The 14,820-nt window shown below is 65.3% G+C and carries 15 protein-coding genes and 1 pseudogene; 6 read left to right on the forward strand and 10 right to left on the reverse strand.

Annotation, left to right across the window (positions count from 1 at the left end; all coding sequences use genetic code 11):
- The 3 genes from AC1D1G_RS29870 to AC1D1G_RS29880 form a co-directional block, all read right to left on the reverse strand.
- A partial coding sequence (locus AC1D1G_RS29870) for a DUF2855 family protein (protein ID WP_477954883.1) occupies positions 1-783 on the reverse strand: 783 nt, incomplete at its 3' end.
- A 68-nt stretch (positions 784-851) separates the two neighbouring features.
- A complete protein-coding gene (locus tag AC1D1G_RS29875; RefSeq protein WP_477954896.1) occupies positions 852-2,519 on the reverse strand; it encodes an AMP-dependent synthetase/ligase in 1,668 nt (555 codons plus the stop codon).
- On the reverse strand, positions 2,519-3,502 hold the full coding sequence (locus AC1D1G_RS29880; protein WP_477954884.1) for a phosphotriesterase family protein: 984 nt from the start codon (positions 3,500-3,502) through the stop codon (positions 2,519-2,521). The genes AC1D1G_RS29875 and AC1D1G_RS29880 overlap by 1 nt, the downstream gene beginning before the upstream one ends.
- Positions 3,503-3,690: 188 nt before the next feature.
- Between AC1D1G_RS29880 and AC1D1G_RS29885 the strand changes: the two genes are divergently transcribed.
- Positions 3,691-4,815 (forward strand): PucR family transcriptional regulator, encoded by a 1,125-nt coding sequence (locus AC1D1G_RS29885; protein WP_477954885.1) that lies wholly within the window; start codon positions 3,691-3,693, stop codon positions 4,813-4,815.
- 177 nt (positions 4,816-4,992) lie between these two features.
- On the opposite strand, the gene AC1D1G_RS29890 is transcribed toward AC1D1G_RS29885, so the two are convergent.
- On the reverse strand, positions 4,993-5,802 hold the full coding sequence (locus tag AC1D1G_RS29890; RefSeq protein ID WP_477954886.1) for an SDR family oxidoreductase: 810 nt from the start codon (positions 5,800-5,802) through the stop codon (positions 4,993-4,995).
- A gap of 818 nt (positions 5,803-6,620) precedes the next feature.
- Between AC1D1G_RS29890 and AC1D1G_RS29895 the strand changes: the two genes are divergently transcribed.
- Both AC1D1G_RS29895 and AC1D1G_RS29900 read left to right on the forward strand, forming a co-directional pair.
- The gene (locus tag AC1D1G_RS29895) at positions 6,621-7,022 is read left to right on the forward strand and encodes a hypothetical protein (RefSeq protein ID WP_477954887.1); all 402 of its coding nucleotides are present in this window, start codon (positions 6,621-6,623) and stop codon (positions 7,020-7,022) included.
- A 46-nt stretch (positions 7,023-7,068) separates the two neighbouring features.
- Positions 7,069-7,593 carry a Clp protease N-terminal domain-containing protein gene (locus tag AC1D1G_RS29900; RefSeq protein ID WP_477954889.1) on the forward strand — a complete coding sequence of 175 codons (525 nt, stop codon included), beginning with the start codon at positions 7,069-7,071 and terminating at the stop codon, positions 7,591-7,593.
- Between the two features lie 10 nt (positions 7,594-7,603).
- Here AC1D1G_RS29900 and phoU read toward each other — a convergent pair.
- From phoU to AC1D1G_RS29925, 5 genes and pseudogenes are all read right to left on the reverse strand, one after another.
- A pseudogene (phoU, locus tag AC1D1G_RS29905) lies at positions 7,604-8,253 on the reverse strand (phosphate signaling complex protein PhoU).
- Between the two features lie 66 nt (positions 8,254-8,319).
- The gene (locus AC1D1G_RS29910) at positions 8,320-8,703 is read right to left on the reverse strand and encodes a DUF6308 family protein (protein WP_477954890.1); all 384 of its coding nucleotides are present in this window, start codon (positions 8,701-8,703) and stop codon (positions 8,320-8,322) included.
- 123 nt (positions 8,704-8,826) lie between these two features.
- Positions 8,827-9,012 (reverse strand): hypothetical protein, encoded by a 186-nt coding sequence (locus tag AC1D1G_RS29915; protein WP_283331826.1) that lies wholly within the window; start codon positions 9,010-9,012, stop codon positions 8,827-8,829.
- A gap of 195 nt (positions 9,013-9,207) precedes the next feature.
- On the reverse strand, positions 9,208-9,387 hold the full coding sequence (locus AC1D1G_RS29920) for a hypothetical protein (RefSeq protein WP_477954891.1): 180 nt from the start codon (positions 9,385-9,387) through the stop codon (positions 9,208-9,210).
- A 51-nt stretch (positions 9,388-9,438) separates the two neighbouring features.
- Positions 9,439-9,918, reverse strand: coding sequence for a hypothetical protein (locus AC1D1G_RS29925; RefSeq protein ID WP_477954892.1), 480 nt, complete (start codon positions 9,916-9,918; stop codon positions 9,439-9,441).
- A 292-nt stretch (positions 9,919-10,210) separates the two neighbouring features.
- Between AC1D1G_RS29925 and AC1D1G_RS29930 the strand changes: the two genes are divergently transcribed.
- On the forward strand, positions 10,211-10,759 hold the full coding sequence (locus AC1D1G_RS29930; RefSeq protein WP_477954898.1) for an Rv1733c family protein: 549 nt from the start codon (positions 10,211-10,213) through the stop codon (positions 10,757-10,759).
- Positions 10,760-10,874: 115 nt separating this feature from the next.
- Here the strand turns inward: AC1D1G_RS29930 and AC1D1G_RS29935 are convergent, their stop codons facing one another.
- A complete protein-coding gene (locus AC1D1G_RS29935; RefSeq protein WP_283354085.1) occupies positions 10,875-11,120 on the reverse strand; it encodes a hypothetical protein in 246 nt (81 codons plus the stop codon).
- An 878-nt stretch (positions 11,121-11,998) separates the two neighbouring features.
- Between AC1D1G_RS29935 and AC1D1G_RS29940 the strand changes: the two genes are divergently transcribed.
- A complete protein-coding gene (locus AC1D1G_RS29940; RefSeq protein ID WP_477954893.1) occupies positions 11,999-13,348 on the forward strand; it encodes a 2-hydroxycarboxylate transporter family protein in 1,350 nt (449 codons plus the stop codon).
- A 59-nt stretch (positions 13,349-13,407) separates the two neighbouring features.
- Positions 13,408-14,808 carry a 3-isopropylmalate dehydratase large subunit gene (leuC, locus tag AC1D1G_RS29945; RefSeq protein WP_477954895.1) on the forward strand — a complete coding sequence of 467 codons (1,401 nt, stop codon included), beginning with the start codon at positions 13,408-13,410 and terminating at the stop codon, positions 14,806-14,808.
- Positions 14,809-14,820: the final 12 nt, after the last annotated feature.

The raw sequence follows: 14,820 nt of genomic DNA on the forward strand, positions 1-14,820 counted from the left end.
GTCGAACGCCAATCGATCGCGGAAGTGCTCGTGAACCCTGCGATGGAGCATGTCGTCGCCGGACAGATCGACGTAGACGGTCGATTTCGACGGATCGATGTCCGTCATTTCTTCGTACTCATAAGTGGCGTCGTAGCATCCCAGTCCCTCGACGAACGACTTGTTGCGCCGCGAAGTTAGACCGATCTTGGGCGTCGCAACGTCGGAGAGGCAATGTGCGATTCCGTAAGCAGTCTTGCTGGAGGCACTCGAGATTACGAACTGCTCAGCTCCGAAATACAGCCGTTCCGCCAGATAGTCCTCGGCTGTGTATGAGGTGATGAACAAGGCGCGGAAGAGCGATATGAGGCTGTCCATACGCGGATCGGGGCCTTGGGGCTGAAATTCGTACAGGTTGTATACCTTGGGAGTGCCTGTGCGGTGGCTGGCGCCGTCGACGAAGCTGCGAGAGGTGACCGCCGTGGGCTTCATCGCCAGGTGGGTCGCGATGGGAAAGTACCCGAATACGCGAGTGCCCAAAGGGATCTCAGATACACGCGACTCGACGATCTCGGCGTACCCCCACGCCGGAATGCAACCATACCCAGACTGGTTCGCGGGAAACAGGTTCCAATATCCAATTGAATCGCCATAGACTGCATAGGTCATGTTGTTGGTCGTCAGCGCAATGCGTTCGATGCGCGCCAAGACCTCCCCGTCAGCCAGCGGTGACGTCGGGAACTCCACGGTCCCTGTCACTCCCAGATCACTCTTCAACGACTCTATGCGAACAATTTGAGCCATGGCTCATGGTCCTTTCATTAATTTCGAGGGGTTGGGTGCTCGTCGCGAGAACGAGTGCGCTAGAGCCGTCATTGGGGACCTGACCGGTCGTACAACTGCTCGATCCTGTCGGCATATTTCTCCATGATCGGCTGACGCCGGAGCTTCATCGTCGGCGTCAACTCCACTCCACCGGGGAGCCACTCTGCATCCACGACGGTGAACGTCTTGATCTGCTCCACTCGGGCCAGGTCGGCATTGGCGCGGTCGATAGCTGAAGCGATTTCGGAGTGCACCTCCGGGTCGTCGGCTGGGCGTCCGGCCAGCGCTTCGGAATCAGGCACGACCAAGGCAACGTTGTACGGCCGAGCGTCACCGATGCACACGACGTGCCCCACGAGTGGCGAGGCGGCCTTCAGGACCGATTCGATGTTCGCCGGTGACATGTTCTTGCCGCTCGCGTTGATGATGATGTCCTTCTTGCGATCGACGATGCGGACGTAACCGTCGTCATCGACCTCGGCCAGGTCGCCGGTGTGCAACCAGCCTTCCTCGTCGAGGGCCTCGGCGGTCCGGGCCGGATCCGCGCGGTAGCCGCGCATCACCATGCCGCCCCGCAGGAGCAGCTCGCCGTCGGAGGCCGTACGCAACTCGACTCCGGGCAAGGGAAGTCCGACCGAACCGGCCTTGATCCTCTCAGGGGGTGTAGCCGTAGCGAGCCCTGCCGTTTCGGACATGCCCCAGACGTCACAGAGCGGCAAACCTAGTCCTGCGAAGAACTCGATTACCGAGGGTGGTGTCGGGGCTGCACCGACGATGCCGAAGCGGCAATCGCCGAGGCCGAAGCTCTCGAGCGGGCCGGGTTCGCCGGCATCACGTCGCAACCCATCCCTTTCGATGGCGTCCTTCAGCTTCTCCCAGGTTCGCGGCACTGCCCCGAAGTACGTCGGCCGGACCTCTTTCAGTGTCGCTTGAAGGGCGCGGGGTTCCGGTACGCACGTCACCTCTGCGCCCAAGAGCACCGGCCAGTAGTGGTTGGCCCACCTGTCGCCGATGTGCGCTGCAGGCAGATGGGACACCGCACGTCCGCCGGGCTGCATCGAAAACCGTTCGGTCATCGCGCACAGGACTTGCAGCACATTGGCGTGGGTGAGCTCAACGCCTTTCGATGGACCCGTCGTCCCAGAGGTGTAGATGATGGTGAGCAGGTCCTCAGGATCGACGGCGCGCCAAGACTTCTCGACATTGATTCCATTTCCAAGGGGTGCCTCGAGTTCCTCCAATCTGAGGACGCCGTCGATATCTGAGTCGGCATCGACGAGGACGACGTGCTCGATGTTTGTCATACCCAACTTCACCTGCTCCAGGAAGCGCCGCTCGGTAACGACGACCCGTGGGCCGGCGTTGGCGCAGACCTCCGCGATCTGTTTGGGAGAAAACGTGTTGTACACCGAGAAGGGCGTTGCGCCCAGATGCAGGGCCGCCATGTCGACGATGTGGAACTCGGGTCGATTGGTCAGCATCAGCGCAACAGTGTCCCCGCGCTCTACGCCCAACGCCGCAAGGCCGGAGGCGACGCACCCCACTCTCTCGGCGTAATGTCGCCAGGTGAGCACGACCCCGCCGCCCGAGGTTCGCAACGCCACCTCGTCGCCTCTGGCCCGCACAGTCGTCTGAAAGGCTTCACACAGCGTAAAAGCAGAGAGGGCGGGGATGTCACGGCCTTGCTGTCGAGGTTCCGGCGTCGTTGCATTCATCATGACCGCGCCTCGAAGTATCGACGCGGATTATCGATCAGCATCGTTCGGATCTGCTCGTCGCTGATGCCGCGCTCCTCGAGAGCCGGCAACACGTCCTCGAGGATGTGCAGGTAGTGCCAATTCGGCAGCGCCTTACGTACCTGTTGCTGCATCATCTCTCCCGAGAAGTAATCCATGTAGCAGGCCACGTCCTGGGAAAGGACGATGCTGTCGACGTAGCCTTGACGACACAACGTTGCGAGTGTTTCGATCCGGTTGGGGTCCGGATTGAAGACGTCGATTCCGAAACGATCGCAACCGATGACGGCGCCTTGGTCGGCGATCCAACGGAGGTAGTCGAGGTCGTTGGAATCCCCTGCATGACCCACGACTTCCTTACTCAGGTCCACGTCCTCCTCGCGAAACAGGTCCAGCGCGGCGCGGCCAGTTTGGTGCGCCGCATTGGTGTGCACCGTGATCGGCGCGCCGGTCTGTCGGTGGGCCGCGGCGATGGACTTGGCAACTCGGGTCTGGTCGCGTGTCAACCCACGCTCCTCCACCACGCACTCGAGGAAGGCGGCCTTGACCCCGGTCCCGCCGATACCCTCTTCAATGTCCCGCACGAACATCTCGGTCATCGGCTCCGGCATGTCGAACAGCGCGCCGGGGCCACGGTAGGAGAAGTAGTGCGGGATCTCGTCATAGGTGTAGAGGCCGGTTGCCGCCACGATATTGATGTCGACCTCGGCATTAACCTGCTGGATCCGCGGGATGTCGCGGCCCAGGCCGACCACCGTTGGGTCGACAATCGTGTCGATTCCAGCGCCCTTGAGTGTCTTGAGCTTTGAGATCGCGTCGGCGATCCGCTTATCCTCGTCCCAGTACTCGTCGCCGTAGTTCTGATGCACGTCGGGAGTGAGGATGAAGACGTGCTCATGCATGAGCACCTTCCCCAAGGATGCGAGGTCCCGTGGCCCCCGCACCGTCTCGAGCATGGACATCCGGGACCTCTCGTGTGGGAAATGATTGGCGACCACCAGAGTGTCAGCGCCGTGGGCCTGTGGGAATGGAGCCGCGGACAAGTCTTACAAGGCTTGCGTTGTCGCCGGCTCCAAAGAAGGGACCATCCCGTAGAGTCAGGGCCGTGGCAGCACCGCGTCGGAGGACCGGACAGGACGAAACCAAAAGCATGCTTCTCGAGCTGGTACGCCAGCGGCTGGAGCCGCTCGGCTGGCGGATCGTCCAACGAATGCAGGACGAGATGCCGGCGTACGCCGAGTTGTCGGTCGATGAACTGTTGCCAGCGGCATTGCTGAACATCCAGTTGATGCTGCCCGCCATGTCGTCGTCCCGTTCTTTCACCGATGCCGAAGTTGCTGCATTCGTAGAGCACGGCGAAGCCCGCGCCCGGCGGGGAATCGCAATCGAAGAACTCTTGCGGGGGTGGCGTCTCGGAACCCGGGCCTTGGTCGACGAGATGCTCGACCTGGCGCGTCAGGAGACGTTGGACGAGGGCATCGTGCTCGAACTGACTCGAAACGTTCTCGCGGCCTCCGACGTGGCCATGGTGTTCGCCGCGCGCGGCCACCGCAATGCCGAACTGCTGTGGGACCGGGCAGAACAACAGCGACGAGTCGATCTCTTGCGCAGCATCTTGTCGGGAGCGATCAACACCGCTCAGGTCCGTGAGGACATGGAAGCCCAGGGGCTCGACCCTGATGCGCGGTACCTCGCAATACGCGCCTGCCCCACCCCCGAGATGCCCGCCGACAGCGTGGAAAGGCTGCTTTCCGTCGGGCCGTGGCRCCACGCGCCACGCGGACTTACCGCAATGATCGACGGCGACGTGTGCGGGTTCGTCGACCACGTCCCTGCCGACACCACCGAAGTGTCGGTCGGCGTTGGCCCGCCGACGCTGCTCGACGGTCTACCAACCTCGTTCCGAATCGCCAGCAGAGCCGCTGCGACCGCCGCCGCGTTTGGACTCAGCGGCGTCCACAGCCTCGATCAACTCGGCTTGCTGCCGGCTGTGCTCGCCGACGACGAGGTGGGCGACGAGATGGTCCGGCGCTACGTCGCCCCACTCGACGACGGACAGGGCGGCCCAGACGTTCTGGAGACCGTGCGACAGTATCTCGCCAATCACATGAAGGTGGACGTCACCGCCTCGGCGCTCTTCGTCCACGAAAACACCGTCCGTTATCGGTTGCGCCGCTTCGAAGACATCACCGGCGCAGACTTGCGCGACCCCAGCAGCGCGATCGAGGTGTGGTGGGGTCTACAGCGCTCCAGGATCGCAACCGGACGGACCTGACCCGGGGTTACCGCAGCGCCGTCAGACCGCAACTGCATAGTTCCACTGGACTTGACCGCAGAAGGGCCGAATCGCGGCCAGCAGCGGGATACGCATCCTGCCTCGGGCCGAAGGTCACCACGACCGTGGACGATGAAGATGGGGGGATGTGCGCGACGGGATCAGGTCGACAGGGGGTCACCTCAAGCTCGCCCCGTACCGTTGCATGCCACGGATCCACCGATCCCGATCAACAGTCTTGCGCTGGTGCATTTCGAGTACCTCAGGGTGCGGCAGGATCAGGAACCGCTCCTCGTCAATGGCCGCCATCACTACGTCGGCGGTGTCCAGTGGCGAGAGCACGCCGCCGGCATCGGTGACCGCCCGGGAGGCGACCCGCTCGAGTTCATCGCGTGACTGCATGCCGGCGCGGAGCATGTCGGTGTCGACGCCCATCGGACACACGCAGGAGACCCGCACGCCGGCTGCGCCGTACGTCACCGCGAGCCACTCCGAGAACGCGACCGCGCCGCCTTTGGTGACCGAGTATGTCGCGGAGCCGAGTTGAGTGAGCAAGCCGGCAGCAGAGGCGGTACTGATGAAATACCCTTCGCCGCGCTCGAGCCAGTCAGGCACCAACAGCCGGGCGGCACGCACATGCGCCATTAGGTTCACATCGATGGCGACTTGCCACTCGTCGTCAGTAGCCTCGAGCCCGGGGCCGCCACCGACTCCGGCGTTGGCGAAGTAGAGGTCCACGGGCCCGTGAGTCTGCGTGGCCAATGCGAGCAGGCTGGCAATGTCCTCGGCAACTGAGACGTCCGCGGCGCATGCAACCACGCGATCGACGAACGACTCGGCAAGGGCACAGGCGGTCTCCTGTAGGCGGCTGTCGTCCAAGTCGGTAAGCAGCACGCGGGCGCCACTTTCGAGGAGTCGTTGGGCAAGTGCGGCGCCGATCCCACCGGCCGCTCCGGTCACCACTGCAGTCTTGTTGCGTACATCCATCGGTCACGCCTTCCTTTTTCGGGACTGAATTTCCCGCCCGCGCAACGGCGAATGACCGACGGGGCGGGCACCCACCAGCGTGTGGCCGACGGGCGAGTCGGGTCGTGGCCGGCCGAGAACTGGCGCCGGACCACGATCGAAGTATTAGTCGCGCGGCTCCCCGGCGACGTAGATGACCTGGCCAGATAAAATGCCCTCTCACTGGCGAGGAACGAGAGGAGCCGCGCAGATACACGTTCATCACGGCGTCCCGCTAGTCGACGCGTCTTGAAGCGCAGGTTGGCGCGATGATGCCAGCGTTGTCGACGGGCACCGTCGGGTTCCAAGCGCTTCGGTAACGCGGGTGAGGGAAGCTCCCACAGTAGTATATGAACTTGAATTCAAGACCAAGTTTCCGTTACAATTCGGTCGACGTCAAGGACTCAACACAAACTGATCGACCGCAGCCGCCGAAGGCGAAGCTCGACACTCGTCATTGCTGACCACTCCGTCGTAGAGCAACCGTAGCTGGTTCGCCACGTCGTGAGGGTCTGCGAACCCGGCCTCGGCGGTAAGGGTGAGGGGCAGGTCGGCGAGCCAGTCCCAGGCAGTGCGTAATGCTTTCGCTCCCACACTGCCTGAGAGGGCTTCGGCGTTTGCGTTCGCGAACGGGCACCCGTTATAGACGGGTGAGGTGACCGCTTCGTGGAGCAGCAACTCCGCTTCCCGCGGCGACCATGCTACGGTCGGGCTCCGGCGGGGTGGCGCGCTCATTGCAGCACTGCCACACCGCATCCCGCCTCCTGCAAAACATCGACCCGCCATCTGCACGTTTCGGTATGGCCACCTCCGTGGTATGCCGCATCCAAGGCTGCCGTTGCCGCGTTCAGCGCGAGGGCCTCAATATCGAGCCTGCAAGCTTCGGGGTCGCAGTCAAGTCCGTCCTACCTGGTACCCATACGACCGCGATCTTCTCGAAGATGGATATCGCTTTCCAGGCTCCGGACGACTACCGCGTCGACATGGATAGATTCTTCAACTACCCGCGGGCGAGTTCGGGTTCCGCACCGGAAGTCACGGCCGACGTGATCTATCGTGCCGTAACCGACGGCTGCTCCGGCCGTCAAGTGGTCGTCCTCGCCGCCGGCGCCGCCCGCACCCACCACCAGAACTGGAGTCGGCACCGAACACCTGCCCGCCCCAGATCTTCGACGCCGGCGGCCCCGGAACGGCAGCACTGACTCTCATGGGGTCTCACCGCCCCGGCACCCGAGAGCAAGCTCGACGGTGCCAGCGCACCGGCAGGCTCCGCCCCGGCCGCGGGGCACATCCCGAACACCGGCGAAGACGAAGAAGGTCCTCGAGGGCAGCCTGCGCCAGACCGCCCTGCTCGGGCACGAGGAGATCGGCACCGAACACCTCCTCCTGGCGCTGCTCGACCACCCCGTCTCCACCGGCGCTCACATCCTCACCGACCTTGCATCCCTCAGCATCGGCGACATGCGTGAGCACCTCAGACGCGAACTGGCCCAGCAGCCCACTCCCGGCCCCGCCCACCGAATCCCCATCCGGCTCAGCGACGACGAATACACCTGCGCCCACGCTGCCGCCCGCACCCCCGGCCAGAACCTCGAAACCTCCGGTCCACGACCGCATCACCRACGCCSTCGAACAACCCGAATAACAGGTTCAATCGGGGGTGAAGAACAGCGCCATCGACACGAAGAACCACACCACCAACGGCACGAACGCGCACACCAACGGGCAGGGCGAAGTCCATGCTCGGATCGGCCGCGGCGATGCGGCCCGTGACGGCGACGACCTACGGGGTCATCTGTTCCCCGGTGACGAGGAAAATCACTCTGCGTCCGACCACGACGGTGTGGTCGCCGAAGCGCTCGTAGAAGCGGCCGAGCAAMGTCACATCGACCGTGGCCGGGATGGTGCCGGTCCAGGCCGGATCCTCGATCAGGGTGAGCAGCCGGCGGTGCAGGTCGTCGAGCTCGTCGTCACGTCTACCGATCTCGGCGGCCAGTTCGGGATCGTGCGTGCGCAGGACCCATTCGGCGAGAGGCCGGCCAACTCGGCCGCCACCCGCCCCATCTGGGAGAGCAACTCCTCCGCCTCACCGGAAGCGACGTGCTCGGGATGGCGGCGGCGGACGCTCTCGGCCACATGCTGCACCAGCCCGCCCATCCGACTCAGATCCGTCACCAGGTGCACACCGGTGACCACCTGACGCAGATCACGCGCCACCGGGCCCTGCAACGCCAACAGCGCCATCGCCAGGTCCTCGCACGGACCGCGCAACTCCTCGATCTGTTCGTTGAGGTCGRACACCCACTCCGCCAGGGGCAGGTCMGCCAGCACCAGGGCCTCGGTCGCCGCCTGGACCGCATCCCCSGCCAGGTGGCACATCGACGCCAACCGGTCGGTCAGCGCGTCGAGCTGCTCRTGAAACTTCATCCGCATGCGCATCAWCCTCGTGCACCTGCCGAAGACAGCACCGGGACATCTCATATTTCCCGGTCAGAACGCTCACCCAGGCCGCGATTCTTCCCCGTCCATCCACGCGATCACACCGAACACCCGCAGTGCGGAGATCTCGTCGGGGAGGCCGGCCTCCTTCCGAATCGAAAGCCACCGGTGATGTAACGTCCCGTAATCCGCCCATAGCGCCTCCCGCACCGGCTTCAGATGTGCCCGCTCGGCGCCCAGCACCTGGCTGACGACCGAATCCCAGATCGTGTACAGCCGGGGGCGTTTACGGGCGATCAACTTCGTTGCCTTCATCCCGGCCGATCCCCGGCAGCGCCCACAGGGCCGTTTCCAGCTCCCAGGCGGGCCATCCCGGGGCGAGCGGCTCCGGTTCGTCGAAACCAGGTCCCGGTCCGGGCCTATCGCCGTCAGAATGGCATTCAACGCCGCAATTGGTTGACCAGGGATTTCGTACGCGTCAGGGGCAAGTGGGTTCCGTCAACGTCACCGGGCGGTCGCTCGACGGCCCGGCTCGCCAGGAGGAGGCGGATCGGTCCAAACACCTCCTCAGCCCTGCCACGATGTGTCATCTCCCCAGGTGAACGGGGCGTCCCACAGCAGCGGATCAGTGTTCGGCAGGCGCATCTCGATGCCGTCGTGACGGCGGAACAGTGTGGTGGTCGGGCCGACCGAGCGCGGGATACCGCCGTGCCGGCCGCCGCCCTTCGGGCCGATGCCGGGGCGGGAGAACACCAACCACCTCCATGACCAGGGCGGCGCCGGGGGTCGGAGGTGTCAGGGTCGGGTCGGTGTAGCGGTAGGTCGAGCGAATCAGCGCAGGCATGTCATGTCCTTTGGTCGGTGACAGGAGGTGGGTGCGCGGGATCGGCGGCCGTCGAGGGCATCTCGCCGAGGCCGGGCGCGCGGTGTGGTGGTTGGTGACGTGGGTCAGGCGGCGGGGTCGAGGGGTTCGAGCTTGGCGCGGGTGACGACGGTCTGGTCCTGGTCGCGGAACGTTTCGTGGTCCTTGACGGTGGCGCGCAGGATCCGCACCCGCTGGCCGGGTTCGTAGTCGCGCACACCGGTGGCGAACCACTTGATCAGCTGGTTGCCGTCGGTGCGGAGCACCAGGAGGGTCTTGGCGCCGTAGTGGCCGTCGATGATGCGGGAGACGGACGGTCACGGTGGCGCCGAGGTCAGTGACCTTGGCACCGGTCGGGACGAGGAAACCGGGGACGAGGGTGGCGCGTTCGGCTCGCAGCTGCTGCTGCCGGGCGTAGACCGCCACCAGTGAGGCGGCGATACCCACCGACTTCGCGGACACGTACTCCCCGGCGAGCAGGGTGCGCAGTTCATCCCGTAATCCCTGGCCGCATCGATGGTCTCGGCGGAGGCCAGGACGGCGTCGATCAGCTCGGGCTGCTCGGCCCGGATCCGGCGGGCCTCCGCCGCGCCGTCGTCGAGTTCGCGGCGCACCGCCGGGTCGCGGATGAACGCCAGTCCCCACACGGCGGTCGCGATGGTGTCCGCGGTCACGGGAATCTCGCGGTCACGGGCCCGGGCGCGGGAGATGTAGCCGCGGCCGCCCTCGGAGAACGCGCGGGCGAGGGCGATGGGGTCGAGCGTGTGCAGCGACCGGTCCACACCGGCCGCGAACACAATCTGACGGGTTACAAAGTCATCTCAGCGATGGTCAGATCGGTCGACGCCAGAGCCGACGCGCGACGTCAGGATCATCAGCCGTGTCGAGCCAGAACAGGGACCTACCGTCGTTCGTCACAGGCTGCCGCGCAGCACGCGCTACCCGCAACAGCGTGTGACACCGACTCGGATTCCGACGCAMAATCGAGGAAGGAGGAGAAGCGAAGTCCTAACGGGGGTAAGCGATGCGTCCGAACCAGTCAGCACCGGTGCCGGTGCCCACAACGATCCGGTGGTGGCGCCTGCGGCCGTGGAGCCGCAACCACCTGATCCGCAGCAGCGATCGCGTCAAGGCCACCCTGGTCCTGCTCGCCTCGATGCTGGTCCAGCTCATGGTTCCCGTCGCCGCCGCGTTCAGCACCTCAACGCACACCCGACTGCATCACCAAACCGAGGCACTGCGCGCCGACGTGGACCAGGTGCCGGCCGTCCTGCTCGAGGACAGCTATCCCGCAGCCGACACCACCGGATACTCCTGCGCGCCACCGGCACCCGGGACACGGCCCGCGCCCGGTGGCCGACACTCCACGGGGATCGCACCGCCGCAGTGCCCACCCATAGCCCGGCGAAGGCCGGTCAGACGGTCACCATCAGCGTCGACGCCGACGGCAACCTCACCGGCCCCCTCCCCAGCACCCGGGACAACACCGTGGTGGCGGTGACCGCTGGATGCGGAGTCTGGGCACTCGCCGCCGGTGCCATCGTCTTCCCCACCGTCCTCGCACACCTACTGTTGAATCGACACCGCTTGCGGCACTGGGCACACGAGTGGAAACAGTTCGACAAGCCACCGAGATAATCCTCGATACCGGCCGGATATCCGCGAGGGAGGCGGGGCGCCGCACCGCCCACACCGCCCGCGAGTGGTCTACTCAGCGTGATAACCGCACGGATCACCGAACCGGAGGTCGGTCTCAGCTTTCGTCCGGTGCAACAAGTTCGATGTCACCATCGTCGGCGAACACCAGAGTGCCGTCATCCGTCGCGACGGCCCACCGGCGCACCGGCGCCCACTCGTGACGGGCACCAGTACCCACTTCTGCGGCGTAGTCGTCGACCACCACACCGGACACCCACGCCGAACGAGCACCGCCGGCCCGGACCCGGACCCGTGCCCCCGGCACGATCGGGCCACGATTCTCCTTCGGCGTGTCGGCCATGGAAATGATTGTGACATCCCCACCCCAGTGGCGTCGGCCGAGCACAACCCCCGCCGGGATGAGTGACAACGTGAGACAAAGCCCCAGCCCCACGAAGACGGCAGTGTGTACCTCAGCCCGCTCCCTGCACCACCGCGCCCCGCCTGCGATGCGGCGCGCCCGGCGACCGTGACCCCCGAGCTGTGCCCGCGTCCGCTCGGTGCGCCGGGTGCCCCCGCGGTCAGCGTGGCTCGCAGTTCCCGCACCCGGAGCCCGGTCAGGACGTCGAAAGAGTGTGCCTACACCCCGCAGGACCGCAGAGCATCCACAAGCTCGGGTTCGTCGTCGACGAACGCCGACAACCACCGCCCCACCGCCCGGCAATGGCTGGTCTTGACCTCGACGGCCGGACGATGATCACCACGAGACCGACACAACAGTGTGCGTCGGACGGAAAGCCGTTCTCTCCGAGCCACATCCGGGTCTGCTCCGCGTACGTGACGGGCCGTCGAATACACCACCACGAACCCCAACACCGCTGCCGCCTCCACCAGATCCCGGCCGTGCTCGACCACTGCCGGCCGTCCGACATTGTCGAAGAACCGCTGCCACCTCCTGCCGGGGGCTCCCATCAGAGTCACCGGCGGTCAGCAGGTGTGCGAATGCCGACAGGTCCGCCAGGTCATCAGCGGCGACCTGGGGGTGCCCGGACGGAAGTCGGGCCAATTGTCCAACCTGGCCTGCCCTAGCCGCAGCAAGCTGGTCCATTGGTATGAATAACTCAGAGTCATTGGCAATTGAGGCGCAAGAAACGCTACCGTTCGAGACCAGTGACCTGAGTCACTCCCCAAAACTTCCGTGATCGGCACAGCCCCGCCGACACGGCGCAGGAGGCGAACGTGAAAATCAAGGATGCCGTGCCCGGCACGGAGGCGACGGAGTCGACCCGAAATGGGTCCTCCCGCGCCCAGATCTTGTCCATGCCCTGGCCGTGGTACCTCGTCCTCGTCGGGGTCGGCCTGGGCGCTGTCTACACCGGCACGCTCCCGGAGAACATCTTCGGTGGTCTGGCCATCGCGATGATCATCGGCTGCGGCCTGTTCTGGATCGGGGACCGCACCCCGGCATTGTCCGCGATCGGAGGCGGGCCGCTGTTGTGCGTCTTCGCGCCGGCCCTGGCCGTGTACTTCGGAGTGGTTCCGGAGAGCTTCTCGGACATCGTCAAAAACTGGTTCACCGGGTACGGATTCGTCGAGATCCTGGTGGCGTCGATCATCGCCGGCAGCATCCTCGGGATGGACCGTCGATTCCTGATCAAGGCAGGTGGCCGGTTCTGCGCGGTGATTGTGGTGGCATTCGCGCTGGTGGTCACCATCATCGGGACAATCGCCGCAGCAACCGGTTTCGGATTCAAGACCGCAATCCTCGACGTCACGATCCCGATCATGGCCGGCGGCATCTCCGGCGGTGCAATCCCGCTGTCGCAGATGTACGCCGACACGATCGGTGGTGACGCCCAGCAGTACATGTCCAGCATCGTGCCGCCGATCATCTGCGCGAACCTGCTGTGCATCGTGCTGGCATCGGTCTATGCCAACCTGACCCGTCGACGCACCAAGCTGTTCGTCGGCTTCAACGGCCACGGTGAGATGCTGCGGATCAAGACCACCCCGGAGCAGGTCGCCGCGCTGACCGACAAGCGTCCGCTGACGATCAGCGGCCTCGGCACCGGCCTGCTGATGACCGGTGCCAWCTACCTCGTCGGCGCGATGCTGCAGGCCGCGGTTCCGCCGGTGCACCTCTACGCCTGGGTCATCCTGGTCACCGCGGCGATCAAGCTGTCGGGTGTGCTGCCGCAGGAGGTCGAGGAGTCGACGACCGAGTGGTACCAATTCGTGGTCAAGCTGTGGGTGCCGGCAGCGTTGGTCGGCATCGGGGTATCCCTGATCGACATCGAGCAGATCGCCGAACTCGTTTCCCGCCCTGCCTATCTCGCATTCACCGTCGCCACCGTGCTGATCACCGCGTTGACCGCCGGGTTCGTGGGGTGGTTGCTGAAGTTGTACTTCGTGGAGTCCTCGATCACCGCCGGCCTGTGCATGACCGACCTCGGCGGGTCCGGCGACATCGCCACCCTTGGCACCACCCGGCGCATGCACCTGTTGCCGTTCGCGCAGATCACCTCGCGCCTCGGCGGCGGGCTGGTACTGCTGTCGGCTTCGGGTTTCCTGGCCTACTTCTACGGCTGATTTCTGCGGTCTGCCGATGTCGTCGGCGCGAACGTATTCGATGAGGAGAAAGAAAACACATGGGTAAGACGCTGGCCGAGAAGGTCTGGGACACACACATAGTTTACCGAGGGGAGGGCGAACCGGACCTGCTCTACATCGACATGCACCTGCTCCACGAGGTGAATACACCGCAGGCGTTCGACGGTCTCCGGGCGAGCGGTCGCACGGTGCGGCGCCCGGACCTGACGCTGGGCACCGAGGACCACAACACCCCGACCGTGGCCGTGGACAAGGAGATCGTCGACCCCGCGGCCCGCGAACAGGTGTCGCTGATGCGCAAGAACTGCGCCGAGTTCGGGATCGAGTTGTTCCGCCTCGGTGAGGAGCATCAGGGCATCGTGCACGTCATCGGTCCCGAACTCGGCCTGTCCCATCCGGGTTCGACGATCGTGTGCTGTGATTCGCACACCGCCACCCAGGGCGCGTTCGGGGCGCTGGCGTTCGGGATCGGTACCAGTCAGGTCGAGCACGTGCTGGCGACGCAGACCCTGCCGATGGGACGGCTGAAGAACATGGCGGTAACCGTGAACGGATCGCTGCCCGAGGGAGTGACGGCCAAGGATCTGATCCTGGCGATCATCGCCCGCGTCGGCACCGCGGGCGGGCAGGGCCACATCATCGAATACCGCGGCCAGGCCATCGAGGAGCTGTCGATGGAGGGCCGGATGACGGTGTGCAACATGTCCGTCGAGGCCGGATCCAGGGCAGGGATGATCGCCCCGGACGAGAAGACCTTCGAGTATCTGCACGGTCGTCCCGCCGCCCCGACCGGGGCCGCATGGGACGCCGAAGTGGCGTACTGGCGCACCCTGTTCAGCGACGACGACGCCGTCTTCGACAAGGAAGTCGTCATCGACGCCGCCACCCTGACCCCGTTCGTGTCCTGGGGCACCACGCCCGCGCAGGCAGGTCCGCTCGGTGATCCGGTCCCGCATCCGGACCAGTTTCCCGACCCGGTCGAGCGGGCCGCCGTGCAGCGCGCCCAGGCCTACATGGACATCACCCCCGGACGCCCGGTCCGCGGGCTCCCGGTCGATGTCGTGTTCATCGGATCATGCACCAACAGCCGCATCCAGGACCTGCGGGAAGTCGCACGCGTCCTCGACGGAAGGAAGGTCGCACCCGGGGTCGAGTTGATGATCGTGCCCGGATCGATGAAAGTGCGTCAGCAAGCGATCGACGAAGGCCTGAACGAGGTGTTCGAGGCCGCCGGGGCGGGACTGCGGTTCGCCGGGTGCTCGATGTGCGCGGCTCTGAACGAGGACCGCCTCACACCCGGTCAACGGGCCGCATCGACGAACAACCGCAACTTCGAGGGCCGCCAGGGCAAGGGCTCGCGCACCCACATCGTCTCGCCAGCGGTTGCCGCCGCGACCGCGGTGGCCGGCCACCTGGCCGCACCCGCCGACCTGAACTGACTCCCCCACTGT

The sequence above is a fragment of the Rhodococcus sp. P3_B8 genome (assembly GCF_056402775.1).